We start from the raw sequence: 23,101 nt of genomic DNA on the forward strand, positions 1-23,101 counted from the left end.
GGCACCGGACAGCAGGGGCGTCAGATCTCTATGGGATTCCGGGGGGACCCGGGGCCGCCTGGATGGCAGCCCCTGAGGTCACGCCTCGGAAGGTGTCTCGGCCGAAGCCTCGGCCGCGTCGGCCGGAGCCTCGGCGGTGTCGCCCTCGGACGGCGCGTCGGACGAACCCTGACGCTCCGCCTTGCGGGCGGCCTGGGCCTCACGGGCTTCGGCCATGGCTTCGGTCTTCTTCTTGTGCGGGCCCAGAACCATGATCATGTTCCGGCCGTCCTGCTTCGGGTTCGACTCGATGAAGCCGAGGTCCTCGACATCCGAAGCGAGACGCTGAAGCAGTCGGAAGCCCAGCTCGGGGCGGGACTGCTCACGACCACGGAACATGATCGTGATCTTGACCTTGTCGCCCTGCTTGAGGAACCGGACGACATGACCCTTCTTGGTGTCATAGTCGTGCGGGTCGATCTTCGGCCGGAGCTTCATCTCCTTGATGACCGTGTGCGCCTGGTTCTTGCGCGCCTCACGGGCCTTCATGGCCGACTCGTACTTGAACTTCCCGTAGTCCATGAGCTTGCACACGGGCGGACGGGCGGTCGCCGCCACCTCGACCAGGTCGAGGTCGTACTCCTGTGCGAGCTCCAGGGCCTTGGCAAGCGGAACAATCCCGACCTGCTCGCCACTGGGACCGACAAGTCGGACCTCGGGAACGCGAATCCGGTCGTTGATGCGGGGCTCGGCGCTGATGGATCCTCCTCGGTAGCACCACGCGACCGCCTGGCGGACAGCCGCGTAACGTCTTATAACGTCAAGACCAACCGAGCCGGAAGCACAAAAATGCCCCGGACGGGACACAGGCGGGGCTCCAGGAACTACCGGAACACCGCCGCGGTGAACCGCGGGGCTATCGGGCGGGCCCATCGTCCGTACGGAACGATGGTCGCCGCCTGACCGGTGACCCGCCGTCCTTCACGGACAGCCAGGTGGGAGATCGGAGCCTCCACTTGTGGGCCGGGCACATAGATGTCCGGCCGGTCGTTACACGAGGCTAGCACCCTGTGCACGCATGCGCTAATCCCGCGCCTCCCCCGTCGTCCCCGCCTCCCGGGCGCGGGAGGGCGATGGCCTGGCCTTATCGTGTGGGCATGAGTGACGCGACCCCCAGCAGTGAGAACCCCGGCTTCGACGACATGGCCCGCGACATCGCGGAGGTCCCCGCGGTCGAGGTGATCGTGACGGTCGCCGTCAACCTGATGAGCGCCGCCGCCGTGAAGCTCGGCCTGACCGAGGAGGGCGAGCAGCACAAGGACCTCGACGAGGCCCGCAAGCTGGTCCACGCGCTGGCCGGACTGCTGGACGCGAGCGCCACGGAGATCAGCACCTTCCACGCCTCCCCGCTGCGCGACGGCCTCAAGTCCCTCCAGCTGGCCTTCCGCGAGGCCTCGCTGGTGCCGGACGACCCGGGCCAGGGCCCCGGCGAGAAGTACACCGGCCCGGTCTACGGCTAGCCACCCCCTCCCCGTACGCGCCCGTACGCGAGAGCCCGCCGTCCCCCCGTGGGGCGGCGGGCTCTCGCACGTGCGGCACCGGGGCCGGGCGGACCTCACAGGGCGTCCTCGGTCTCGGCGGCCTCTCCGGGCAGCAGGTTGGGGCAGGGGTGGGTCAGCCGGTGGACGTAGGCGGCGATCACCCCGCCGACGAGGGGCGCGACGATGAACAGCCAGAGCTGGGAGAGCGCTCCGCCGCCCGCGAAGAGCGCCGGGCCCAGGCTGCGCGCCGGGTTGACCGAGGTGCCGGTCAGCGGGATGCCCACGAGGTGGATCGCGGCGAACGCCAGACCGATGGGCAGTCCGCCGAAGCCCGTGATCGCGACCTTGCGGGTCACCGCGAGAACGACGTAGACGAGCAGGAACGTCAGCATCACCTCGACGAGGAACGCGCCGCCGATGTTGATGCCGACGGCCGACCGGTCTTCGTAGCCGTTGGTGCCGAACTCGCCGCTGGTCTCCAGTCCCGGGATCTGCTTCGCGAGCAGGAAGAGCAGGGCCGCGCCGACGATCGCGCCGAGGAACTGGGCCACCCAGCGCTCGACGGCGCTGCGGAGGTCGATCCGGCGGGCGATCAGCATGCCGAGCGTCACCGCGGGGTTCACATGGCAGCCGGAGACCGGGCCGAGCGCGTAGGCCAGCGCGAGGAGGGTGAAGCCGAAGGCGAGGGCGATGCCCACCGTGCCCAGGTACTCGACGGCGACCACCGCGGACCCCACGGCGAAGAACACCAGCAGCAGGGTGCCGAGGAACTCTGACGCCACGATCCGCGTCTTCATGCGACCACCTCGCGAGCTCGGTCGACTGTTCGGATTTCTCCGAATTTCTCGACAATTCTCACCGGGGCGGGCGCGTTGCGCGCGTCGGAGCCGGGCGGCGGCCTCTCAGCGTGCGAACAGGGGCTCACCCGGAGTGTTCGTCCCGGCGGGCAGCAGAGCCAGGTCCAGCCCGTTCACCAGGCGGGCCCGCAGGACCTCGCTGTCCGCCAGCGCCTCGCCGATCCGGCGGGCCGCCTCGGCGGGGACCGCGTCCGGGGCGAGGACGAGCGCGAGGGTGCCGTCGGCGCTGCCGGGCCCGAGGTGGGCGCGGACGACGGCGGGATCGGCGGCGGCGATCTCCCGCACGGCCCCGATGACGGCGGGGTCCTGGAGCGGGTCGGTGCTGGTGCGGTTCTCGGCGAGGGCCAGGAGCGCCCGCCCGGACAGCTCGAAGGCGACGGGCCCGGCGAGGTCCAGCACGACGGTGTCGGCCTTCTCGTGGGCGGCGGCCTGGAGCGCCTGGTGCAGCGGTACGGCGACGGGGCGGGCCTCCGGGTCCCAGCGGGCCAGCGAGTCGGTCGAGGTGAAGGCGGGCAGCGCGCGCCGGTCGCCCGCGTGGAGGGTCGGCACGGCCATGTCGCTGGTCTTCTCGCGCGGCAGCCCCTTCTCGTCCTCCTCGACCTCGCCGAGGACGGCGACGACGGGGACCAGGAGCCGGGCGTCGCGCAGGGCCGCGAGGACCGGGCCGACGGCGCTCCGGTCCCGGGACCAGGCCTCCAGTGCCCGGGTCAGGGCGGGGGATGCCGAGCCGTCGTCGTCGGAGAAACCGGAGTCCGGGATGTTCTTGAGCGCCACGGGACGAGGGTAGTACCTGGGGCTTCGCCGGTTGTCCGCAGGTCGGGCCGGGCGGAGGCCGGGGCTGTGCCTGTACGCGCGACGGAGTGGGCCGATCGGGTGAGCGGGGGGGGCGGTGTTGCTCGTTCAGCGGCGGCCGGGGGCGTGGGCGTTGCGGCCGCGCCACAGGACGACGGCGACGGCCAGCAGGGCGGCGCCGAGGCCGCCCGCGAGGGGGGCCGCCCAGTGGGCGGTCTCCTCGTCGGTACGGGACGGGGCCGGGCCCGCGCCGAAGTACCGCCCCTGGTGTCCCGTCCGCGCCCCCTGGGCGTTCGGCTCGGCGGGGCGCAGCCGGGAGCCCGCCTCGATGGCCTCCGCCGGATCGACGATGCCGTAACCGCGGGCGTCGTCGCGGCCCTCGGCTGGGGCGTCCCGGGCGGTGTCGGCGAGCAGCTTCTTGATCTGGGCGGGGTCGAGGCCGGGGTGGGCGGCGCGGACCAGGGCGACCGCGCCGGAGACGAACGCGGCGGCGGCCGAGGTGCCCCACTCGATGTAGTAGTGCCCGTCCGGGTTGGCGACCACGATGTCGACGCCGGGGGCGCTGACGGTGGCGTACCAGCGGCGGGTGGAGAACGAGGCGTGTGTGCCGTACTCGTCGACGGCGGCGACCGCGATCACCCCCGGGTAGGCGGCGGGGTAGGAGATCCGGTCCCCCTTCTCGCCGCCGTTGCCCGCCGAGGCGACCACGGGGACGCCCTTGGACAGGGCGTACTGGATGGCCGCGTCCTCGCCGGGGTCGGGGTGGGCGGACTTGCTGTCGTCGCCCAGGGAGAGGTTGATGACGTCGGCGCCGTTGTCGGCGGCCCAGCGGATGCCGTCGGCGAGTGCGGTGCCACGGGTCTTGCGGGCCTTGGCGCGGGCCGGGTCCTTGGACTCCAGGATCACCCGGACGGGCAGGATGCGGGCCTCCGGGGCGATGCCGAGGATGCCGTCGGCGCGGCCCGGACCGTTTCCGCGTCCGGCGATGATCCCCGCCATCGCGGTGCCGTGCAGGGCCCAGGAGGAGTCGCCGCGGGCGGCGCCGAAGCCGATGAGGTCCCTGCCGGGGAGTACTTGTCCGGTGAGGTCGGGGTGGGCGCCGTCGACGCCGGTGTCCAGGACGGCGACGGTCACGCCCTGCCCCCGGGTGGTGGCCCAGGCCCGGTCGGATCCCAGGGCATCCAGGGCCCACTGCTGGTCGCGGATCGCGTCCGCGCGGGCGGGGGCCGCGGGGGTGAGCGCGAGGACGGCGGCGGCGCAGACCGCGGCGAGGACGCGGTGGGGTCGCCGGGTCATCCGGGCCGCTCCGTGAGGTCGTCGACGGTCGTGCGCAGCCGCCGCTCCACCCGGTCCGCGATGCCTTTCGCCTCGTGGCCGAGCCCGGCCTGCGCGATGTCCGTGGTGGCGCCCGCCGCCATCGCCTCGGCCGCGGGCTGGGGGGCGGCGACGGTACGGCCGTCCGCGAAGCCGGAGACCGCGAGGACGACGACGGGGATCTCGGTGAGCGGGTTGACGGTCCAGCTGGCGCGCTGCCCGTCGCCGAAGGAGGCCGCGACGGTGCCTTCGGGAGCGTACGTACGGGGCATGAGGTCCTTGCGCGCGGTGAGCCTCTGCTCGATGAACCGGGTGCGCAGGGCCTCCATGGCGGAGGCGTCGGCCTCGGTGAAGACCAGGCCGACGGTGGTGACGCTGGAGCGGGTCGCGTCGGTGTACGTGGCACGCACGAGCCGTTCGCAGCCGACGGACCTGAGGGTGGTTCCGAGCAGCGGGTCCAGCCCCTGGCCGCAGGCGCTGTCGGCGGCGACGGCGACCCGCTTCCAGGTGCGGTGGGTGCCGCCGGGGCCCGCGCCCCTGCCGTCGAGTGTGCGCGGGAAGAGCGTGTCGACGGGAACGCTGTGCCAGGCGGTTCTGCCGGTGCTGTACGGGGTACGGGTGGGCTCGGCCGAGGAGTCGCCGGTCAGCCAGGCACCGGTGACTGCCCCGCCGATCAGCCCGAGCCCGAGCACGACGCAGGCGGCGGCCGACGCGGCCCGCCCCCGCTGCCGGGGCCCCGGCGGGACGGGCCGCAGCCGCGTGGTGGTGTCGACGGCCGTCTCCGGGTAGCCGTAGCGGTCCGGTGCGCGGTACGGGGTCCGGGGCGGGTGGGCGGCTCCCGGTGCGGGAGTGATGTCGACGGCACCGACGGGCCTGCGCCGGGTGGCGGCGGGGGGCGGGCCCGCGTGCGGGGGGTGCGGAGGGCGCGCGGGGGCGCTCAGGTGCGGAGGGGCGGGCGTCCCGGTCGCGGGCGCGGCGGAGGGCGCGGGCGCGGCCGGGCGCGGCAGGGGCGGGCCCTGCGGGCGCGGTGGGGCCGACGGGGGCGCCGAGGCCGGTCGGGCCGATGAGGCCGACGGCTGCGGCGGGGCCGTCGAGGTGGCAGGGGCAGGCGGGGCCACCGGGGCGGAAGCGGCCGTCGGGGCCGGAGGGGTTATAGGGGCCACAGAGGCCCTCGGGGGCCCCGGAACCGACGGGTCCGCGCCCGGAACCGACGGGTCCGCGGAGGTCGGCAGGACAGGCGAGGCCGGAGGGGGCGTCGGGACCGGAGCGGCCGTCGGGGCCACAGCGGCCTCCGGGGTCGAAGGGGTCGCCGGGCGGGGAGGCACGGGAGCGCGTTGCGCTTCGGTACTCATCCGGCCCCCTGCATACACGTTCTCGTACCGACCACGGATCACCATGACTGACAGGCCCGTTGGTGCTCGCGTGCACGTCACTCTACGGGCTGCGGGCGGGCGGCGGGGAACGGGACGCCCCGGGCGCGGGGATCTGTCCCGATCGTCCCCTACCCAGTCCTCGCGGCTCTCTGGCAAGCTGCGGCCATGACTGCCCGCGCCGCTGACCGGGCCCGCTACAACCGGGCCACCGCTCATCTCGACGCCCCGATCGCCGTCGTCGATCTGGACGCCTTCGACGACAACGCAGACGATCTGGTGGGCCGGGCGGGCGGGAAGCCGGTCCGGGTGGCGAGCAAGTCGGTGCGGTGCCGGGCCCTGCTGGAGCGGGTGCTCGCGCGGCCCGGGTTCGCCGGGATCATGTCGTTCACGCTGGCGGAATCGCTGTGGCTGGCCAGGGCCGGTTTCGACGACGTCCTGCTGGCCTATCCGTCGGCGGACCGGGGTGCCTTCGCGGAGCTGGCCGCCGATCCGAAGCTGGCCGCGGCCGTGACGGTGATGGTGGACGACCACTCCCAGCTGGAGCTGATCGACGCCTCCCGGGGCGGCGGGGGCGAGGAGATCCGGGTCTGTCTGGAGCTCGACACCTCGTTGCGGATGCTGGGCGGGCGGATCAGGATCGGTGCCCTGCGCTCACCGCTGCGCTCCCCCGCGCAACTCGCCGAGCTGGCCCGTTCGGTGGCGCGCAGGCCGGGCTTCCGGCTGGTGGGGCTGATGGCGTACGAGGGCCATGTCGCGGGGGTCGGCGACGCCCTGGCGGGGCGGCCGCTGCGGTCCCGGGCGATCCGGCTGATGCAGGCCACCGCCCGCAAGGAGCTGGCGGTCCGGCGGGCCGAGGCGGTGCGGGCCGTGCGGGCGGTCGCGCCGGAGCTGGAGTTCGTCAACGGCGGCGGCACGGGCAGCGTGCAGCACACGGCGGCCGAGGACGCGGTCACGGAGATCGCCGCGGGGTCGGGGCTGTACGTGCCCCGGCTGTTCGACAACTACACCTCGTTCACCGGCCGTCCGGCGGCGCTGTTCGCGCAGCCCGTGGTGCGGCGGCCCGGCGTGGGCGTGGTGACGGTGCTGGGCGGCGGCTATCCGGCGTCGGGGGCGGCCGGGGCGGACCGCTCGCCGGTGCCGTATCTGCCGGAAGGGCTGCGCTACGACCCGCAGGAGGGCGCGGGCGAGGTGCAGACGCCGCTGCTGGGGTCCCCCGCGGACGATCTGCTGATCGGCGACAAGGTGTGGTTCCGCCACGCCAAGGCGGGAGAGCTGTGCGAGCGCTTCGACACGCTGCACCTCATCGAGGGCGACCGGGTCACGGCGAGCGTTCCCACGTACCGGGGCGAGGGGCGGACCTTCCTCTGACGGGACGGTCCGGGCCGCGCTCGTATCCCTGACGCGGTGGAACCGGCCGCGCTCGTGTCCCTGGACGGGACGGAACCGGGCCCGTCCGCATCCCTGACGGGACGGACCCGGCCGCGTTCGTATCGCCGTCTCAGGGGCCGATCGACGCGCCCACTCCCCCGCTCGTCCCGCTGTCGCCCAGTGGCCGGATGCCCCGCATGATCGTGTCCATCAGCGAGAGCGGCAGCTCCGCCACGTCCGCGTCGAAGGCGAACCGGACGATCACCGGGGTCTCGCTGCCCACCGTCGAGGGGAAGGCGAGGGACTGCACGACACCGCCGGGGCCCTTGCCCGTGGTGACCCGCCAGCGCACGAGGTAGCCGGTGCGTCCGGCGACGGTCACCTCCTGCGCCTTGAGCACCTGGTGGGACGTGATGCCGCCGTGGCCGCGCCGGCCCACGGTGTCCTCCTCGTAGGCGTTGTCGGCGGCGGTGATGATGTCGGCCTCGGCCAGGGCCTTGGGGTCGCTCTCGCCCGACTGCGCGGTCCGGGTGCTGACCGTGCCGTGGTAGCAGTAGGACGACCCGCCGGGGCAGTCGTAGGAGTCCTTGGTGCGGATGGTGGGCACGTCGTTGAGGGTGTTCCCCGGCTTCTCCCAGCCGTCGGGCACCGGCAGCGTGATCCCGTTGAGCTGGTCGACCAGGACGGCGGGGTCGTCGTCGGGGTCCGCCTCGGCGGACGGGGTGGCGGTGGTCGTCGGGGTGGTGCCGGGGGCCGGTGCCGATGTGGTCGTCGTCGGGGCCGTCGGCGTACCGCTGTCGTCACGGCCGAGCAGGACGGCCCCGGTGACGGCCGCGCCCAGCACCAGCACCCCGCAGAGCGCGATCGCGACGACCTTCGTGCGGCTGCCGGTCCCGGGCCCGTCCTGGGCGACGCGCTGGTGCGGCAGGGGCACCGACGGGGGCCCGAACCCCGACGGGGTCTGCGGCTGCCGGGGATCGGGGTGGGCGGCGGCGAGCGGGCGGGTGTGCGCGGTCCAGGCCGTGCCGTCCCACCAGCGTTCGGTACCGGGGGCTCCCTCGTCCGGGTACCAGCCGGGCGGCGTCGCGTAACTCATTCCCACACTCTAGGGAGTGGGGCCGTACGAGGGGTCAGGAGTCCCGGCCCGTCAGGGTCAGCAGGTCGCGGGCCGGGCCGGTGGGGCGGTGGCCCGCGGGCCAGACGGCGCGCAGTTGGCGGCGCAGCCGTACGCCCGCGACCGGGACCTGGACGAGGCGGCGGGCCGACAGCTCCTCGCCGAGGGCCAGTTCGCTCAGGACGCACGGGCCCGCGCCGCTCTCCGCCGCGCTCTTGGCCGCCGTGGTGGAGGAGACCTCCAGGAGGGGCTGGGAGAGGCCGCCGTGCACGGCGAGCGCGGCGTCCAGGACCTGGCGGGTGCCCGAGCCCTGTTCGCGCAGGATCAGCGGTGTGGCGGCGAGTTCGCCGGGGAGCAGCGGGGTGCGGCGGCGGGCCCACCGATGGGTGGGGGCGACCACGACGACGAGGCGGTCGTGGGCGATGACCGTGCCGTCGAGGCCCTCCGGTATCGACAGGCCCTCGACGAAGCCGAGGTCGGCCTCGCCGCTGACCAGGCGGCGGGCGACGGCCGCGGAGTTGCCGACGAGGAGCGAGACCGCGGTGTCCGGGCGCTCGGCCCGCAGCGCGATCAGCCAGCCCGGCAGCAGGTATTCGGCGATCGTCATGCTGGCGGCGACCCGCAGCCGGGAGTCGCGGCGGTCGCGCAGCGCCTGGGCCCCCGCGTCGAACGCCTCGGCGGCCTCGACGATCCGGCGCGCCCAGTCGGTGACCAGCGCGCCCGCGTCGGTGAGCCGGGAGCCGCGCGGGGAGCGGTCCAGCAGGGCGACGCCGAGCTGCCGCTCCATGGACCGCACACGGCTGGAGGCGGCGGGCTGGGTGATGCCGACGTCCCGCGCGGCCCGGCCGAGACTGCCGTGGCGGGCGACCGCGAGCAGCAGTTCCAGTGCCCCGAGGTCGGGGACGCGGTGGGAGAGGGGGGCGGGGGGAGTGTGCACGTCGTCGCCGGTCATAACTCCAGCTTATGACCTCATAGGGACGGGGCCTCTGGTGGGCCGGTGCACCCCCACGAAGAATCGTGGCATGGCCGTCTTTCCGCAGACCCGCACCTCTGCTCCACCGCCCTCCGCCGCCGCGCTCCCCCCGTCCCACCCGGCGGGCACGACGCGGGTGCCGTCCCTGCGGCACATCGGCCCGAACTGGTACGCGAGCGTCATGGGCACCGCGATCGTCGCGGGTGCCGGCGCCGCGCTCCCGGTGGACGTGCCCGGTCTGCGCGCCGCGTGCATCGTGGCCTGGGCCCTGGCGGCCGTGCTGCTCCTGACCGTCCTGAGCGCCCGGGCCGGGCACTGGCTCTGCCACCGCGACCAGGCCCGCGCCCATCTGATGGACCCGGCCGTCGCGCCCTTCTACGGCTGCCTGGCGATGGCCCTGCTCTCGGTCGGCGGGGCGACTCTGACGGTCGGCCGGGACGTCGTGGGCGCGCAGGCGGCGCTCGCGGTGGACGTGGTGCTGTTCGCGGCGGGTACGGCGGTGGGGCTGGCGGCCGCCGTCGCGGTGCCGTACCTCATGGTCGTACGCCACCGTCCCGCCCCCGGGACCGCGTCGCCGGTCTGGCTGCTGCCGCTGGTCGCGCCGATGGTCTCGGCCTCGCAGGGCGCGCTGCTGGTGCCCCATGTCGCGGCCGGGCAGGGACGTGAGGCGCTGCTGCTGGCCTGCTACGCGATGTTCGGCCTGTCGCTGCTGGCCACGCTGGTGGTGCTGCCGCTGGTCTTCTCCCGGCTGGTCCACCACGGTCCGCTGCCGCTCGTGCTGACCCCGACGCTGTTTCTGGTGCTGGGGCCGCTCGGGCAGTCGACGACCGCGGTCAACCAGCTGGCCGACGCGGCCCCGGGCGCGGTCGCGGGCCCCTATGCCTCGGCGTTCGGCGCGTTCGCGGTGCTGTACGGGGTGCCGGTGATGGGCTTCGCGCTGCTGTGGCTGGCGCTCGCGGGCGCGATGGTGGTGCGGGCCGCGCGGGACGGGATGGGGTTCGCGATGACGTGGTGGGCGTTCACCTTCCCGGTCGGTACGTGTGTGACCGGCGCGGCGGGTCTGGCGCGGCACACCGGGCTCGACGCGTTCACGTGGCTGTCCGCGGCGCTGTACGTGTTCCTGGTGGGGGCGGTGGCGGTGGCCGGGGCGCGGACGGTGGGCGGGGTGCTCAGCGGAGCGCTGACGGCAGCTCCCGTGCCGCCTCGGCCAGCGACGGCCCGTACCAGGTGAGCAGCCGCCCCCCGACGAGGGCGGCGGGCAGGGCGGGGAAGGCCTCGGGCCCGTCGTCGGCGGTGAACCGGTAGGGCTCGTCGGGCAGGACGACGAGCTCGGCGCCGGACGCGTTCAGCTCGTCGACCGGGATGCGCGGGTAGCGCTCGGGGTGGTCGGCGTACACATTGCGGATGCCGAGGCGGGCGAGCAGGTCCCCGGCGAAGGTGTCGCGGCCGAGCACCATCCAGGGCCTGCGCCAGATCGGTACGACGGCGGGGCGCGGCTCTCCGGCCGGGGCGGGGAGAGCGGCCCAGGCGGCCTCGGCCTCGTCCAGCCAGGAGGGCCGGGCGAGCCCGCAGCCGTCGACGAGGACCCGGTCCAGCTCGGTGAAGGCCTGGTCCAGGGTGCGGACCTCGGTGACCAGGACGGTCAGCCCGGCGGCCCGGAGGTCGGCGAGGTCGGGGGCCCGGTTCTCCTCCTCGTTGGCGATCACGAGGTCCGGGGCGAGGGCGGCGATCGCGGCCACGTCCGGGTTCTTCGTGCCGCCGATCCGGGCGGCGCTCAGGCCCGCGGGGTGCGTGCACCAGTCGGTGACCCCGACGAGCACCCCCGGCGCGGTGTGGGCGACGGCCTCGGTGAGCGAGGGGACGAGGGAGACGACGCGCGCGGGCACCCCGGTCAGGCCCTCAGCGCCGCGAGTCGTACGTGGCGTCGATGTGTTCGGCGACCGCGACGACCAGGAGCCGCGTGCCGGGCGCGGTGGCGCGCCAGCGGTGGCGGACCCCGCCGGAGAGGAACAGCGTGTCTCCGCTCTCCAGTCGGTGCACCTGCCCCTCGGCCTCGACGTCGACCGCGCCCGCGACCACGTACATCAGCTCGTCGTTGCGGTGCTGGAACTCGCGGCCGAGATCCGGCTCGCCGGAGAACTCCAGGGCGCTGAGCTGGTGGCGGCCGCGCACCAGCCGGCGTACGCCCTCGCCCTCCTCGCCCCGGACGACGTCCACGGCGCGCGCCGAGTCGGCGGCGGCCCGCAGCCGTGCGGTGGTGGTCTCCAGCGCTTCGGCGACCCGGTCGAGGGAGCGGGCGCTCGGGCGGGCCCGTTCGTTCTCGACCTGGCTGAGGAAGGGCACGGAGAGCCCGCTGCGCGCGGCGACCGCGGCCAGCGTGAGCCCCAGGGTTCTGCGCCGACGGCGGACCGCGGCACCTACCCGCGGTGTGTCCTTGTCGTCCATCTCCGAGCTCCCTCCCGCCCCCGCCATCCTCCCGGTTGCCAGCACCTTACGCACATGGTTGCGCACGACGTCCGGTAAACGACCTTCGGGCAGCCGGAAGGGGTGGCCCCGCCCGACGGCGGGGGCCACCCCTTGCGACCTGTGCTTTCGTGCCCGTGGAGCCCCTACTGGGGTGCCATGGTGTCCGCGATGCCCGGGTTGTCGTCCATCCAGACCTTCACGGCTTCCTCCTCGTGACCCGCGCCGTGCTTCTGGATCTCGTTCTCCAGTCCGGCGAGCTGCTCCTCGCTGAGCTTGAAGTCCTTGAACCACTCGGTCAGCTGCGGGTACAGCTCCGGGAACTCCTTGGAGGCGATGGTGTGCAGCCGGTCGCCGTCACCGAACGCCTTCTTCGGGTCCTTGAGCTTGGTCATGCCGTACTGGTTGTACGCCCAGTGCGGGGTCCACAGCAGGACCGCGATGGGCTCCTTCTTGGCGTAGGCCCGCTTCAGCTCGGCCAGCATGCCGGGCGTGGAGGAGTCGAGGACCTCGTACTCCTTGTCCAGGCCGTACTGCGGCAGCACGTTCGTCTTGAGGTTCTCCATGGCTGCTGCGCCGGGCTCGATGCCGACGATCCGGCCCTTGAAGTCGGAGCCCTTGCCCTTGAGGTCGTCGAGGGACTTGACGTCCTTGACGTAGTCGGGGACGGCGATCTCGACGGAGGTCGGCCCGTACCAGGAGCCGATGTCGGTCAGCTTGTCGCCGTACTTGTCCCAGTAGTTCTTCTGGGTGTACGGCAGCCAGCCGTCGAACTGCACGTCGATCTGGCCGCGCGACATCGCCGCGTACATGGGCCCGACGTCGAACTGCTTGAGGTTGATCTTGTAGCCGCGCTCCTCCAGGACCGCCTTCCACAGGTACGTGGCGGCGATGTCCTCCTCCCAGGGGAACCAGGCGATCTCGACGGCACGGTCACGCTCGTCCTTGCCGTCGGCGGCCCGGTCGTCCTTCGGAAGCGGGGACCACTTGTCGGCGACGCCCGGGTTGGCCTTCAGCCAGGTGCGGACGGCCTCCTGCTCCTTGCCCGAGCCGGCCTTCTGGATCTCGGCCTCCAGGCTGGTGAGCTGGTCCTCGGTCATCTTGAAGTTCTTCAGCCACTTCCCGACCTCGGGATTGTCGGCGGAGAAGCCCTTGCGCGCCAGGGTGTGGATGCCGTCGCCCTTGCCCCACAGACCCTTGGGGTCCTCAAGCTTGGTGAGCTCGTACGCGTTGTACGCCCAGTGCGGCGACCAGAGCGGAACGACGATCGGTTCCTTCTTGGCGTACGCGCGCTTCAGCTCGGCCAGCATGGACGGCGTGGAGCCGTCGAGGAGCTCGTACTCCTCGTCGAGGCCGTAGCCCGGCAGGAGCTTGTCCTTGAGCAGTGCCGTCTCTCCGGCGCTCGGCTCGATGCCGACGATGCGGCCCTTGAACTCGGAGGCCCGGCCCTTCAGGTCCTCCATCGACCGGATGTCCTTCATGTACGCGGGGACGGCCAGCTCCAGCGAGGTGGGTCCGTACCAGGAGCCCAGGTCCTCCAGGTCCTCCCGGTACTTCTCCCAGTAGCTGGCGTGGGTGACCGGCAGCCAGGAGTCGGTCTGGAAGTCGATCTGGCCGTTGGCCATACCGGTGTACAGCGCGCCGGCCTCGTACTGCTTGACGTCGACCTCGAAGCCGCGCCGTTCCAGCATCTCCTTCCAGAGGAAGGTGGAGGCGATCCCCTCGTCCCACGGGATGTAGCCGATGGAGATCTTCTTGCCGTCGCCGATCCGCGCGCTCCCGCCCGCGGTGTCGTCCTTGGACCCGCCGAAGACGCCCATGCCTCCCGCGACGAGCGCGAGGGCGACGACCCCGGCGACCGCGACGAGCGGCTGCGGGCGGTAGGTCCAGATCTTCCAGCCCTCGGCCGCGGCCTGCGCCTTGGCGACCGCGCGGCGGCCCAGCGGGGAGACCTCGGTGCCGAGCGCGCCGGTCATCCGGTCCAGGTACATGGCGAGGATGACGATGGAGATGCCCGCCTCGAAGCCGAGACCGACATCCACGTTGCCGATGGCGCGGTAGACGGAGCCGCCGAGGCCGCCGCCGCCGACCATGCCCGCGATGACGACCATGGACAGGCCGAGCATGATGACCTGGTTGATGCCCGCCATGATCGTGGGCAGGGCGAGCGGCAGCTGGACGCGCAGCAGGGTGTTGCGCGAGGTGGTGCCGAAGGCCTCGGCCGCCTCGACGAGTTCGCCGTCGACCTGGCGGATGCCGAGTTCGGTCATCCGGACGCCCGGGGGCAGCGCGAAGATGATGGTGGCGATGATGCCGGGGACCACGCCGACGCCGAAGAAGATGACGCCGGGGATCAGGTAGACCATGGCGGGCATGGTCTGCATGAAGTCCAGGACCGGCCGGGTCACCGTGCTGACGGCCTTGGACCGGGAGGCCCAGATGCCCAGCGGTACGGCGATGACGAGCGTGACGAGGGTCGCCACCAGCACCAGGGTGAGGGTGTCCATCGCTTCGTCCCACAGCTCGACGGAGTCGATGAGGGCGAACCCGGCGAAGGTGAGCAGGGCCGCGGGCAGACCGCGCAGCCACCAGGCGATGATGGCGACGATGCCCGCGAACAGCAGCGGTGCGGGGGCGGACAGGACGGCGGCTATGCCGTCGAACATGCCGCTGACGATCGAGCTGATGGCGTCGAAGAGCCAGGCGAGGTGGGTCTGCAGCCAGTCGACCGCGGAGTCGACCCATTCGCCGAGGGGGAGCCTAAACACCGGCCACCTTCTTCACGCTGTCGTCCGCCGCCGGTTCGGCGTCGCGGGGGCCCTCGGCCGGGGTCATCGGCTCGCCGAGGACGGCGAGCAGCCGGGAGCTGGGGACCACGCCGACGAGCTTGCCCTTGGCGTCGGTCACGGCGACCGGGTTCGTGCTCTGCGAGCAGGGCGTGAACAGGTCGATGATCGGCGTGGACTCGGAGACCGCGGCGGGGGCCGCGGCGAGCACGTCCTGCGGGGTGCGCAGTTCCTTGCCGTCCTCCGCGGTGGAGCCCATGGCGGTGTGCGGTTCGGCCATGATCGCGCCCGCGGTGAGCACCCGGGAGCGGTCGACGTCCTGGGTGAAGGAGGCGACGTAGTCGTTGGCCGGGGTGACGAGGATGTCCTCGGCGGTGCCGAGCTGGACGATCTCCCCGTCGCGCATCACGGCGATCCGGTCGCCCAGGCGCATGGCCTCGTTGAGGTCGTGGGTGATGAAGACGATGGTCTTCTTCAGCCGCTTCTGGAGTTCGAGGAGCTGGTCCTGCATGTCACGGCGGATCAGCGGGTCGAGCGCGCTGAAGGACTCGTCCATGAGCAGCAGGTCGGCGTCGGTGGCCAGGGCGCGGGCGAGGCCCACGCGCTGCTGCATGCCGCCGGACAGCTCGTCGGGCCAGGACTTCTCCCAGCCTTCGAGTCCGGTCAGCCGCAGCGCCTCGGCGGCGCGCGCCTCACGCGCCTCACGCGGTACGCCCTGGACTTCGAGGCCGTACGCGGCGTTCTCCAGGACGCTCCGGTGGGGGAAGAGCGCGAAGTGCTGGAAGACCATGCTGATCTTGGTGGAGCGGACGTGCCGCAGCTCGCGGGGGGTGAGGGCGGTCAGGTCCTGGCCGTCGAACAGCACACGGCCCGCGGTGGGGTCGAGGAGGCCGTTGAGCATCCGCAGCAGGGTGGACTTGCCCGAGCCGGACAGCCCCATGACGACGAAGATCTGTCCCGGCTCGACCGTGAACGAGGCGTCGATCACCGCTGCGGTGGTTCCGTCGGCGCGCAGCTCGTCGCGGTCCGCGCCGGCTTCGAGCTTCCGCACGGCTTGATCGGGTCGTCTGCCGAACACCTTGTACAAGTGCTCGGCTTGCAGCCTTGACACATACACCTCACGCGTTGAACCGAGAACGGTCTGCCACCCCCACCAAGCAGTCCGTGGAGCGGTGCGGATTCGGCCCGCATGGCACATGCACTAGTTGAAAATGCGACGTGGTCCACTCCGGTGCCGCGCCTGCCCGTCCTTACGCCCACCAAACGCGGGAGTGATCCACCTCACCAGGGAATTACGCGGTGCCCGCCAGAGGTCACCCACGGCGACTGTCGGCGCCGTGGGGCATCATCGGGTCTGTGACGCGACGCCTGATGCTCCTCGACACCGCTTCCCTGTACTTCCGCGCCTATTTCGGGGTCCCCGACTCGGTCCGCGCCCCCGACGGCACACCCGTCAACGCCGTGCGCGGGCTGCTGGACTTCATCGGCCGCCTGGTGCACGACCACCGGCCGGACGAGCTGGTCGCCTGCTGGGACAACGACTGGCGTCCGCAGTGGCGCGTCGACCTGATCCCGACGTACAAGGCGCACCGGGTCGCCGAGGAGACGCCCGCCGGGCAGACCGACGAGGAGGAGATCCCCGACACGCTGTCCCCGCAGGTCCCGATCATCGAGGACGTGCTGGCGGCACTCGGAATCGCCCGCGTCGGCGTCACGCCGTACGAGGCGGACGACATCATCGGCACGCTCACCGCGCGCGCGACCGGCCCCGTGGACATCGTCACCGGCGACCGCGACCTCTACCAGCTGGTCGACGACGCCCGCGGGGTGCGCGTGCTCTACCCGCTCAAGGGCGTCGGCACGCTCCAGGTGACCGACGAGGCGTGGCTGCGCGAGAAGTACGGCGTGGACGGCGCAGGGTACGTGGATCTGGCCCTGCTCCGCGGCGACCCGAGCGACGGCCTCCCGGGCGTGCCGGGCATCGGCGAGAAGACCGCGGCGAAGCTGCTGGACGCCTTCGGTGATCTCGACGGGATCATGGCGGCGGTGGACGACCCGAGGGCGAAGCTGACTCCGTCGCAGCGCAAGCGCCTGGACGAGTCGCGGGACTATGTGGCCGTCGCCCCGAAGGTGGTCCGGGTCGCGAAGGACGTCCCGCTCCCCGCATTCGACCCGGCGCTGCCGCGCGAGCCGCGCGACCCGGCCGCGCTGGAGGCACTGGCGGAGCAGTGGGGTCTCGGCGGGGCGCTGTCGCGGCTCCTGACCACTCTTCAGCCCTGAGCCCCGAGGTGTTAGCTTAGGTATACCTAAGTAATCGAACCAGGGAGTACCTCGTGGCAGAGCGGCCGGCCCGGCAGGGACCCAAGGCCCAGGGGGCGCAGGTCGTGCGCACCGAGCAGATCACCCCGCACATGGTGCGCGTGGTCTTCGGCGGTGAAGGGCTCGCGGACTTCACCCTCTCCGGCTTCACCGACCACTACATCAAACTGTGCTTCGCGCCCGAGGGCGCGGACTACGCCCACCCGTTCGACATGGCCGCCATCCGCGAGAACCACCCGCGCGAGCTGTGGCCCACCACCCGCACCTACACGGTGCGCTCGTGGGACCCGGTCGCCCGGGAGATGGCCGTCGACTTCGTCGTGCACGGCGACGAGGGCCTCGCCGGGCCGTGGGCGCGGCGGGCGCAGGTCGGCGAGCAGGTGACCTTCCTCGGCCCCGGCGGCGGTTACGCGCCGGAGGCCTCGGCCGACTGGCATCTGCTGGTGGGCGACGAGAGCGCGCTGCCGGCGATCGCCGCCGCGCTGGAGCAGATGCCGACGGACGCGCTGGTGCACGCCTTCATCGAGGTGCCGGACGCCTCGGAGGAGCAGAAGATCGTGACGCCGGACGGGGTGGCCGTGACCTGGCTGCACCGCGGCGACCGGCCCGTCGGCGAGCTGCTGACCGCGGCCGTGAAGGAGCTGGACTTCCCCGAGGGCGAGATCCAGGCGTTCGTGCACGGGGAAGCCGGCTTCGTGAAGGAGATCCGCCGCTATCTGCGCGTGGAGCGGCAGATCCCGCTGGCCCGGCTGTCGATCTCGGGCTACTGGCGCCTCGGCCAGAACGACGACGCCTGGCGCGCGGTGAAGCGCGAGTGGAACGAGCAGGTGGAGCGCGAGCAGGAGAGCGGCACGACGGCCGCGTAGGCCCACCCCGGCGCCGGTGCGCCCGGTGCGGCCGCCCAGGGCCGCCGATCGCCGCCGAGCCCCGCCCCGGGGAGGCCGGCGCACCCGAGCGGCCGCGCCCGGAGGCACCGCCCCGGGCCGCCCGGCGAGCAGACCGTGGGACCCCGTCCGCCGCACATCGCGGCGGGCGGGGTCCGCGCGTGGGCCTCAGACCTCCGCAGTGCCTTCCGGAGCGCCTCCCCGAGCGCCTTCCCCCGACGGAGCCGCACGGCCGTCCGCCGGGCCGCTCCCCTCCACCCGACCGTTCCCCTCCACCGGGCCGTTCCCCTCCACCGGGCCGGAAAGATGCCCCGGGGACTCGAAGAGCCGGTAGGACGCGTCGATGTGCGCCAGCCTCCGCAATGCGCCGAACATCGCCTCGCCTAGGACGGTCCCCACCACGACGCTCTCGACCAGGTCCTCGCGGGCCACCCGCCGCCGCACGTAGTCGAGGTCGGCGCGGGCGACCGGCTCGGCGGCGTCCGCGTAGGCGTCCAGCAGGCTGATGTATCCCCCGTGCCCGGCCCGGCGCAGCGCGGCCAGCACCTCCGCCAGTGACTCGGCGGCGGGGCTCTGCTCGTCGGCCTGCCAGTCGCGCCGCCTCAGCAGCTCGGCCACCTCCTCGCGCGCGTCCTCCAGTTCGGGCCCCGGCTCCTCATCGCCGGTCGGCGCGATGCCGTCCGTCGCGATGCCGAGCACCTTGTGCACGGGCTGCTCGGGGTCGTCCATGGCCTCCAGGACCTCACCGATGGCAGCGAGCGAGAGACCGCCGACGTCCAGCAGTGCCCGGATGAGGCGCAGTCTGCGCTCGTGCCCGGGGCCGTAGTGCGCCTGGTTCGGGCTGGTCAACTCCCCTGCGGACAGCAGCCCTTCACGTAGGTAGTACTTGATCGTCGGCACCGGAACCCCGGACCTGCGACTCAATTCTCCGATGCGCACCGCGTGTTCGCCCTTCCGCCCTTGCCAGAAACCGCACCCATCATAGATAGTCCCCCTATCGGATAGCGGGCAGTGCAGCTATCCATAACTTCCCATCGTCGTCACAGGGGGTCCCTCATGTCGTCATGGCGTTCCTGGCATCGCCCATTAGTCGTGTTCTCCGCCGTGATGGCCGCTTTCGCCGTCGTCTGCGCCGTCGGCCTCCTGATCGACGACCGGGTCCTGGTGGGCGCGCCGATCTGGGAGAAGCCGTTCAAGTTCGCCGTGTCCTTCGCCGCGTACTGCCTGACACTGGCCTGGATGCTGACGCTCCTCACGCGCGGGCGACGGATCGGCCGGTGGGCGGGACACCTCGTCGTACTGACGAGTCTGGCCGAGATGGTGATCATCACCGTGCAGGTCGTCCGCGGGGAGCGCAGCCACTTCAATACCGCGACCGCCTTCGACTCGGCGCTCTGGAGGGCGATGGGGATGACCATCGTCGTCCTGTGGGCGGCCGCCCTGGTGATAGCCGTCCTGCTGCTGCGCACCCGCATCGCCGACCGCGCGACGGCCCTGGCCGTCCGGGGCGGCCTGCTGATCGCCATGGCCGGTGCGGCCCTCGGCTTCCTGATGGTCCTGCCGAGCGAGAGCCAGCGGGCGGCCGGGAACCTCGACACCGCCGACGTCATCGGCGCGCACTCCGTGGGCGTACCGGACGGCGGTCCGTCCATGGCCCTGACCGGCTGGTCCACGACCGGCGGGGATCTGCGGGTCCCGCACTTCGTGGGCATGCACGCCCTCCAGCTGATACCGCTCCTGCTGATCGCGCTGGTCGTGCTCGCGCCCCGCTTCGCCCCGCTGCGCGACGCCGGGATACGGCTGCGGCTCGTACGGGTCGCCGTCGGCGGTTACGCGGCGCTCGTCGCACTCTTCACCTGGCAGGCGCTCCGGGGCCAGCCGCTGATCCGTCCGGACGGGGCCACGCTGCTCGCCGCCGGAGCGATCCTCGCGGCGGTGGCGGGCGGCACCTGGATCGCGCTGCGCCCGACGGCAACCGCCCGCCCGGTCCGTACCGCCCTCGGCGACAAGGAGCCCGTCGCGTGACCGGCGCACTCTTCGAGATCACGTTCTGGCTGGCCGCCCCGTTCTGGCTGCTGATGATCTTCGCCCCCACCTGGTCCGGCACCGCCCGCGTCGTCGCCTCGCCGCTGACCGTGCTGCCGGTGCTCGCCGTCTACGTCGTCCTGGCCGTGCCGGTGTTCCCGGAGCTCTGGACGGCGGTGAGCAGCCCGGACATCGACACCTTCCGTGAGCTGACGGCGCTGGCCGGCGGAGCGGGAGCGATCTGGGCGCAGGTGATCGCCTGGGATCTCCTGCTCGGGCAGTGGATGTACCTCCAGAGCCGGAAGCTGGGGCTCTCGCCGTGGCTGACGGGGCCCCTGCTGGTCCTGACGATCGCGCTGTCCCCGTTCGGGCTGCTGGTCTTCCTCGCCGTCCGCGCCGTCCGGCCGCGGCGGCGCGAAACGCCCGCCGGCTGAGTCGCGCGTCCTCCCGGGGCCTGCTCTGAGAAGATCGCCCGCACCCGACCAATCCACACGGCCGTCCGCTCCGAACCACTGCCGGAAGCGACGATCGTCCCGGGAGGAAACCCGCGTGAAGGAAGCCGTACACATCAGTGGGGTGCCCTCGCCCGGTCCCGACCTCCAGGAGCTCCTGGGTCGGGTCGCGCGGGGCGACCAGGACGCGTTCGCCGCGGTGTACGACGCGGTGAGCGGGCCCGTGCTCGGCCTGGTGCGCAGCGTGCTCCGCGATCCGGCGCAGTCGGAGGAGGTGGCGCAGGAGGTGCTGGTGGAGGTGTGGCGGACCGCACCCCGTTTCCAGGCCTCCCGGGGCAGCGCGATGAACTGGGTGCTGACCCTGGCCCACCACCGGGCCGTCGACCGGGTCCGGGCGGCCGAGGCCTCGGCCGCCCGGGAGCACAAGGCGGCGCTGCTGGACCGGACGCCCGCCTTCGACGAGGTGTCCGAACAGGTCGAGACCCGGTTGGAGAGAGAACAGGTACGGCGCTGTATGCGCACCCTGTCCGAGCTGCAACGGGAGTCGGTGACCCTGGCCTACTACCGGGGCCTGACCTACCGTGAGGTTTCCGAACTCCTCGCCGTGCCGCTGGGCACCATCAAGACACGGCTCCGCGACGGCCTGATCCGCCTTCGCGACTGCCTGGGGGTGAGCGCATGAGCACGGCCGAGCTGCACACACTGACCGGGGCCTATGCCCTGCATGCGCTGCCGGAGTCCGAACGGCAGGCGTTCGAACGGCATCTGGAGGACTGCGAGGCCTGCGCCCAGGAGGTGCGGGAGCTGTCGGCCACCGCCGCCCGGCTCGGCCTCGCCGTCGCCGAGCCACCGCCGCGCGAGCTGCGCGCGAGGGTGTTGCGGGCGATCACGACCGTACGCCAGGAGACTCCGGCACCCGGCAGACGGGAGCGGACGGGCGGGGGCGGACGCACCGGCCGGCGGTACGCCTACGCTCTCGCCGCCTGCATCGCGGCGGCCGCCGCGTTCGGCGGGGTCGCGGTCTGGCAGAACCAGGTGGCGCAGGACGCGCGGCAGGACGCGCGGCAGGAAGCGCGGCAGGCGCAGCGGCAGAACGAGCAGCTGGCCCAGGTGCTCTCGGCCCCGGACGCGAAGACCGCCTCGGGCGAGCTGACCGGCGGCGCGCGGGGCACCGTCGTCGTCTCGCAGAGCCAGAACCGTGCGGTGTTCCTGGCCTCGGGGATGGAACGGCCGCCGAGCGGCAAGGTCTACCAGCTCTGGTTCAACGACGAAGGCACGATGCGATCCGCCGGTCTGATGGACCCGACCGCGAGCGACGACGCGGTCCTGCTGGACGGGCCGGTGGACCAGGCGTCCGGGATGGGCATCACGGTCGAGCCCGCCGGAGGATCCGCCGAGCCGACCTCGTCGCCGGTGGCGCTGATGGACTTCCCGACGGCCTGACCACTCACCCACGAAATCCTGCAAGGGAGCACCCGTTCCATGAGTGTCGCGGTGGTGCTGTTCACCTCCGATCTGCGAGTTCACGACAACCCGGTGCTGCGTGCCGCCCTGCGGGACGCGGACGAAGTCGTCCCGTTGTTCGTCCGGGACGACGCCGTCCACCGGGCCGGGTTCGACGCACCCAACCGGCTGGCGTTCCTCGCGGACTGCCTGGCGGATCTGGACGCCGGACTACGGCAGCGGGGCGGCAGACTGGTCACCCGCCAGGGCGAGACGCCCCGCGAGGTGAAACGGGTCGTCGAGCGGACCGGGGCGGCCTCCGTGCACGTCGCCGCAGGCGTCAGCCGGCACGCGGCGCGGCGCGAGCAGCGGATCGGTGAGGCTCTGGCGGGCACCGGCTGCGCACTGCGCATCCATGACGCGGTGGTCACCGCGCTCGCGCCGGGCCGGGTGGTCCCGACGGGCGGCAAGGACCACTTCGCGGTGTTCACCCCGTACTTCCGCCGTTGGGAGGCGGAGGAAGTACGGGGCACCCTGACGGCTCCGCGTACGGTCCGGGTGCCGGACGGCGTGGCGAGCGACCCGCTGCCGGACCGGGACGCGGTCGAGAACCTCTCCCCCGGTCTCGCCCGGGGCGGCGAGGACGCGGCCCGCAAGCTGGTCACGTCCTGGCTCCACGGACCGATGGCCGGCTACGAGGACGGCCACGACGATCTGGCCGGGGACGCGACGTCCCGGCTCTCCCCGCATCTGCACTTCGGTACGGTCTCCGCCGCCGAACTGGTCCACCGCGCGCGGGAGAAGGGCGGGCCCGGCGCCGAGGCGTTCGTGCGGCAGCTGGCCTGGCGCGACTTCCACCACCAGGTCCTCGCGGCCCGCCCCGACGCCTCCTGGTCCGACTACCGGCCGCGCCGGGACCGCTGGCGCGGCGACGCGGACGAGATCGACGCCTGGCGGACCGGGCGGACGGGCTATCCGCTGGTGGACGCGGCGATGCGGCAGCTCGCGCACGAGGGCTGGATGCACAACCGGGGCCGGATGCTGGCCGCGAGCTTCCTCACCAAGACGCTGTACGTGGACTGGCGGGTGGGCGCCCGGCACTTCCTCGACCTGCTGGTCGACGGCGACCTGGCGAACAACCAGCTCAATTGGCAGTGGGTGGCGGGCACCGGCACGGACACCCGGCCCAACCGGGTCCTCAACCCGGTGATCCAGGGCAAGCGCTTCGATCCTCGGGGCGACTACGTGCGGCGCTGGGTCCCGGAGCTGGCGGATCTGGAGGGGGCGGCGATCCACGAGCCCTGGAAGCTCCAGGGCCTGGACCGGGCGGGCATCGACTATCCGGACCCGGTGGTGGACCTGGCCGAGGCCCGGTCCCGGTTCGAGCGCGCCCGCGGCCTGGACTGACCGGACGAGAG

At 72.9% G+C, this 23,101-nt stretch carries 22 protein-coding genes; 10 read left to right on the forward strand and 12 right to left on the reverse strand.

Going from position 1 to position 23,101, the window contains the following annotated elements; all coding sequences use genetic code 11:
* Positions 1–78 precede the first annotated feature (78 nt).
* Positions 79–795, reverse strand: a complete 717-nt coding sequence (infC, locus tag ACZ5WC_RS14930; protein WP_468541338.1) for a translation initiation factor IF-3 — start codon at positions 793–795, stop codon at positions 79–81.
* 341 nt (positions 796–1,136) lie between these two features.
* Here infC and ACZ5WC_RS14935 point away from each other — a divergent pair, with 341 nt between their 5' ends.
* The gene (locus ACZ5WC_RS14935; protein WP_468541170.1) at positions 1,137–1,499 is read left to right on the forward strand and encodes a DUF1844 domain-containing protein; all 363 of its coding nucleotides are present in this window, start codon (positions 1,137–1,139) and stop codon (positions 1,497–1,499) included.
* A gap of 95 nt (positions 1,500–1,594) precedes the next feature.
* Here the strand turns inward: ACZ5WC_RS14935 and ACZ5WC_RS14940 are convergent, their stop codons facing one another.
* From ACZ5WC_RS14940 to ACZ5WC_RS14955, 4 genes are all read right to left on the reverse strand, one after another.
* Positions 1,595–2,317 carry an MIP family channel protein gene (locus tag ACZ5WC_RS14940; protein WP_468541171.1) on the reverse strand — a complete coding sequence of 241 codons (723 nt, stop codon included), beginning with the start codon at positions 2,315–2,317 and terminating at the stop codon, positions 1,595–1,597.
* Positions 2,318–2,422: 105 nt separating this feature from the next.
* A complete protein-coding gene (locus tag ACZ5WC_RS14945) occupies positions 2,423–3,151 on the reverse strand; it encodes an SseB family protein (protein WP_468541172.1) in 729 nt (242 codons plus the stop codon).
* Positions 3,152–3,277: 126 nt separating this feature from the next.
* Positions 3,278–4,465 (reverse strand): type VII secretion-associated serine protease mycosin, encoded by a 1,188-nt coding sequence (gene mycP, locus ACZ5WC_RS14950; protein WP_468541173.1) that lies wholly within the window; start codon positions 4,463–4,465, stop codon positions 3,278–3,280.
* The gene (locus ACZ5WC_RS14955; protein ID WP_468541174.1) at positions 4,462–5,601 is read right to left on the reverse strand and encodes a hypothetical protein; all 1,140 of its coding nucleotides are present in this window, start codon (positions 5,599–5,601) and stop codon (positions 4,462–4,464) included. Before ACZ5WC_RS14955 ends, mycP begins: the two co-directional genes overlap by 4 nt.
* Positions 5,602–6,021: 420 nt before the next feature.
* Between ACZ5WC_RS14955 and ACZ5WC_RS14960 the strand changes: the two genes are divergently transcribed.
* The gene (locus tag ACZ5WC_RS14960) at positions 6,022–7,224 is read left to right on the forward strand and encodes an amino acid deaminase/aldolase (RefSeq protein WP_468541175.1); all 1,203 of its coding nucleotides are present in this window, start codon (positions 6,022–6,024) and stop codon (positions 7,222–7,224) included.
* A 130-nt stretch (positions 7,225–7,354) separates the two neighbouring features.
* Here the strand turns inward: ACZ5WC_RS14960 and ACZ5WC_RS14965 are convergent, their stop codons facing one another.
* Positions 7,355–8,320 (reverse strand): DUF2510 domain-containing protein, encoded by a 966-nt coding sequence (locus ACZ5WC_RS14965; protein WP_468541176.1) that lies wholly within the window; start codon positions 8,318–8,320, stop codon positions 7,355–7,357.
* Positions 8,321–8,354: 34 nt separating this feature from the next.
* Positions 8,355–9,290, reverse strand: coding sequence for a LysR family transcriptional regulator (locus ACZ5WC_RS14970; protein ID WP_468541177.1), 936 nt, complete (start codon positions 9,288–9,290; stop codon positions 8,355–8,357).
* 70 nt (positions 9,291–9,360) lie between these two features.
* On the opposite strand from ACZ5WC_RS14970, the gene ACZ5WC_RS14975 reads away from it, so the two are divergent.
* Positions 9,361–10,542, forward strand: coding sequence for a TDT family transporter (locus ACZ5WC_RS14975; RefSeq protein WP_468541178.1), 1,182 nt, complete (start codon positions 9,361–9,363; stop codon positions 10,540–10,542).
* Here the strand turns inward: ACZ5WC_RS14975 and ACZ5WC_RS14980 are convergent.
* From ACZ5WC_RS14980 to ACZ5WC_RS14995, 4 genes are all read right to left on the reverse strand, one after another.
* Positions 10,481–11,197 (reverse strand): helical backbone metal receptor, encoded by a 717-nt coding sequence (locus ACZ5WC_RS14980; protein ID WP_468541179.1) that lies wholly within the window; start codon positions 11,195–11,197, stop codon positions 10,481–10,483. The genes ACZ5WC_RS14975 and ACZ5WC_RS14980 overlap by 62 nt on opposite strands.
* 13 nt (positions 11,198–11,210) lie before the next feature.
* A complete protein-coding gene (locus tag ACZ5WC_RS14985) occupies positions 11,211–11,756 on the reverse strand; it encodes a helix-turn-helix domain-containing protein (RefSeq protein ID WP_468541180.1) in 546 nt (181 codons plus the stop codon).
* A gap of 164 nt (positions 11,757–11,920) precedes the next feature.
* Entirely contained in the window at positions 11,921–14,542 is a 2,622-nt protein-coding gene (locus ACZ5WC_RS14990) for an ABC transporter permease/substrate binding protein (protein ID WP_468541181.1), read from the reverse strand.
* Positions 14,535–15,611, reverse strand: a complete 1,077-nt coding sequence (locus ACZ5WC_RS14995; protein ID WP_468541182.1) for a quaternary amine ABC transporter ATP-binding protein — start codon at positions 15,609–15,611, stop codon at positions 14,535–14,537. The genes ACZ5WC_RS14990 and ACZ5WC_RS14995 overlap by 8 nt, the downstream gene beginning before the upstream one ends.
* A gap of 320 nt (positions 15,612–15,931) precedes the next feature.
* Between ACZ5WC_RS14995 and ACZ5WC_RS15000 the strand changes: the two genes are divergently transcribed.
* On the forward strand, positions 15,932–16,840 hold the full coding sequence (locus tag ACZ5WC_RS15000) for a 5'-3' exonuclease (RefSeq protein WP_468541339.1): 909 nt from the start codon (positions 15,932–15,934) through the stop codon (positions 16,838–16,840).
* A gap of 53 nt (positions 16,841–16,893) precedes the next feature.
* Positions 16,894–17,745, forward strand: coding sequence for a siderophore-interacting protein (locus ACZ5WC_RS15005; protein ID WP_468541183.1), 852 nt, complete (start codon positions 16,894–16,896; stop codon positions 17,743–17,745).
* 186 nt (positions 17,746–17,931) lie between these two features.
* Here ACZ5WC_RS15005 and ACZ5WC_RS15010 read toward each other — a convergent pair whose 3' ends face one another.
* Complete coding sequence (locus tag ACZ5WC_RS15010) at positions 17,932–18,663, reverse strand: MerR family transcriptional regulator (protein ID WP_468541184.1); 732 nt, start codon at positions 18,661–18,663, stop codon at positions 17,932–17,934.
* Between the two features lie 207 nt (positions 18,664–18,870).
* Between ACZ5WC_RS15010 and ACZ5WC_RS15015 the strand changes: the two genes are divergently transcribed.
* The 5 genes from ACZ5WC_RS15015 (at position 18,871) to ACZ5WC_RS15035 (ending at position 23,090) form a co-directional block, all read left to right on the forward strand.
* Positions 18,871–19,788, forward strand: a complete 918-nt coding sequence (locus ACZ5WC_RS15015) for a hypothetical protein (protein WP_468541185.1) — start codon at positions 18,871–18,873, stop codon at positions 19,786–19,788.
* A complete protein-coding gene (locus tag ACZ5WC_RS15020) occupies positions 19,785–20,222 on the forward strand; it encodes an ABA4-like family protein (RefSeq protein ID WP_468541186.1) in 438 nt (145 codons plus the stop codon). Before ACZ5WC_RS15015 ends, ACZ5WC_RS15020 begins: the two co-directional genes overlap by 4 nt.
* Positions 20,223–20,337: 115 nt before the next feature.
* Positions 20,338–20,922 carry a sigma-70 family RNA polymerase sigma factor gene (locus ACZ5WC_RS15025; RefSeq protein ID WP_468541187.1) on the forward strand — a complete coding sequence of 195 codons (585 nt, stop codon included), beginning with the start codon at positions 20,338–20,340 and terminating at the stop codon, positions 20,920–20,922.
* Positions 20,919–21,683, forward strand: a complete 765-nt coding sequence (locus ACZ5WC_RS15030; RefSeq protein ID WP_468541188.1) for an anti-sigma factor — start codon at positions 20,919–20,921, stop codon at positions 21,681–21,683. Before ACZ5WC_RS15025 ends, ACZ5WC_RS15030 begins: the two co-directional genes overlap by 4 nt.
* Positions 21,684–21,722: 39 nt before the next feature.
* Positions 21,723–23,090: a cryptochrome/photolyase family protein gene (locus ACZ5WC_RS15035; RefSeq protein ID WP_468541189.1), complete on the forward strand. Its 1,368-nt coding sequence runs from the start codon at positions 21,723–21,725 to the stop codon at positions 23,088–23,090.
* Positions 23,091–23,101 lie beyond the last annotated feature (11 nt).

Source organism: Streptomyces sp. NPDC033165, from assembly GCF_055577965.1.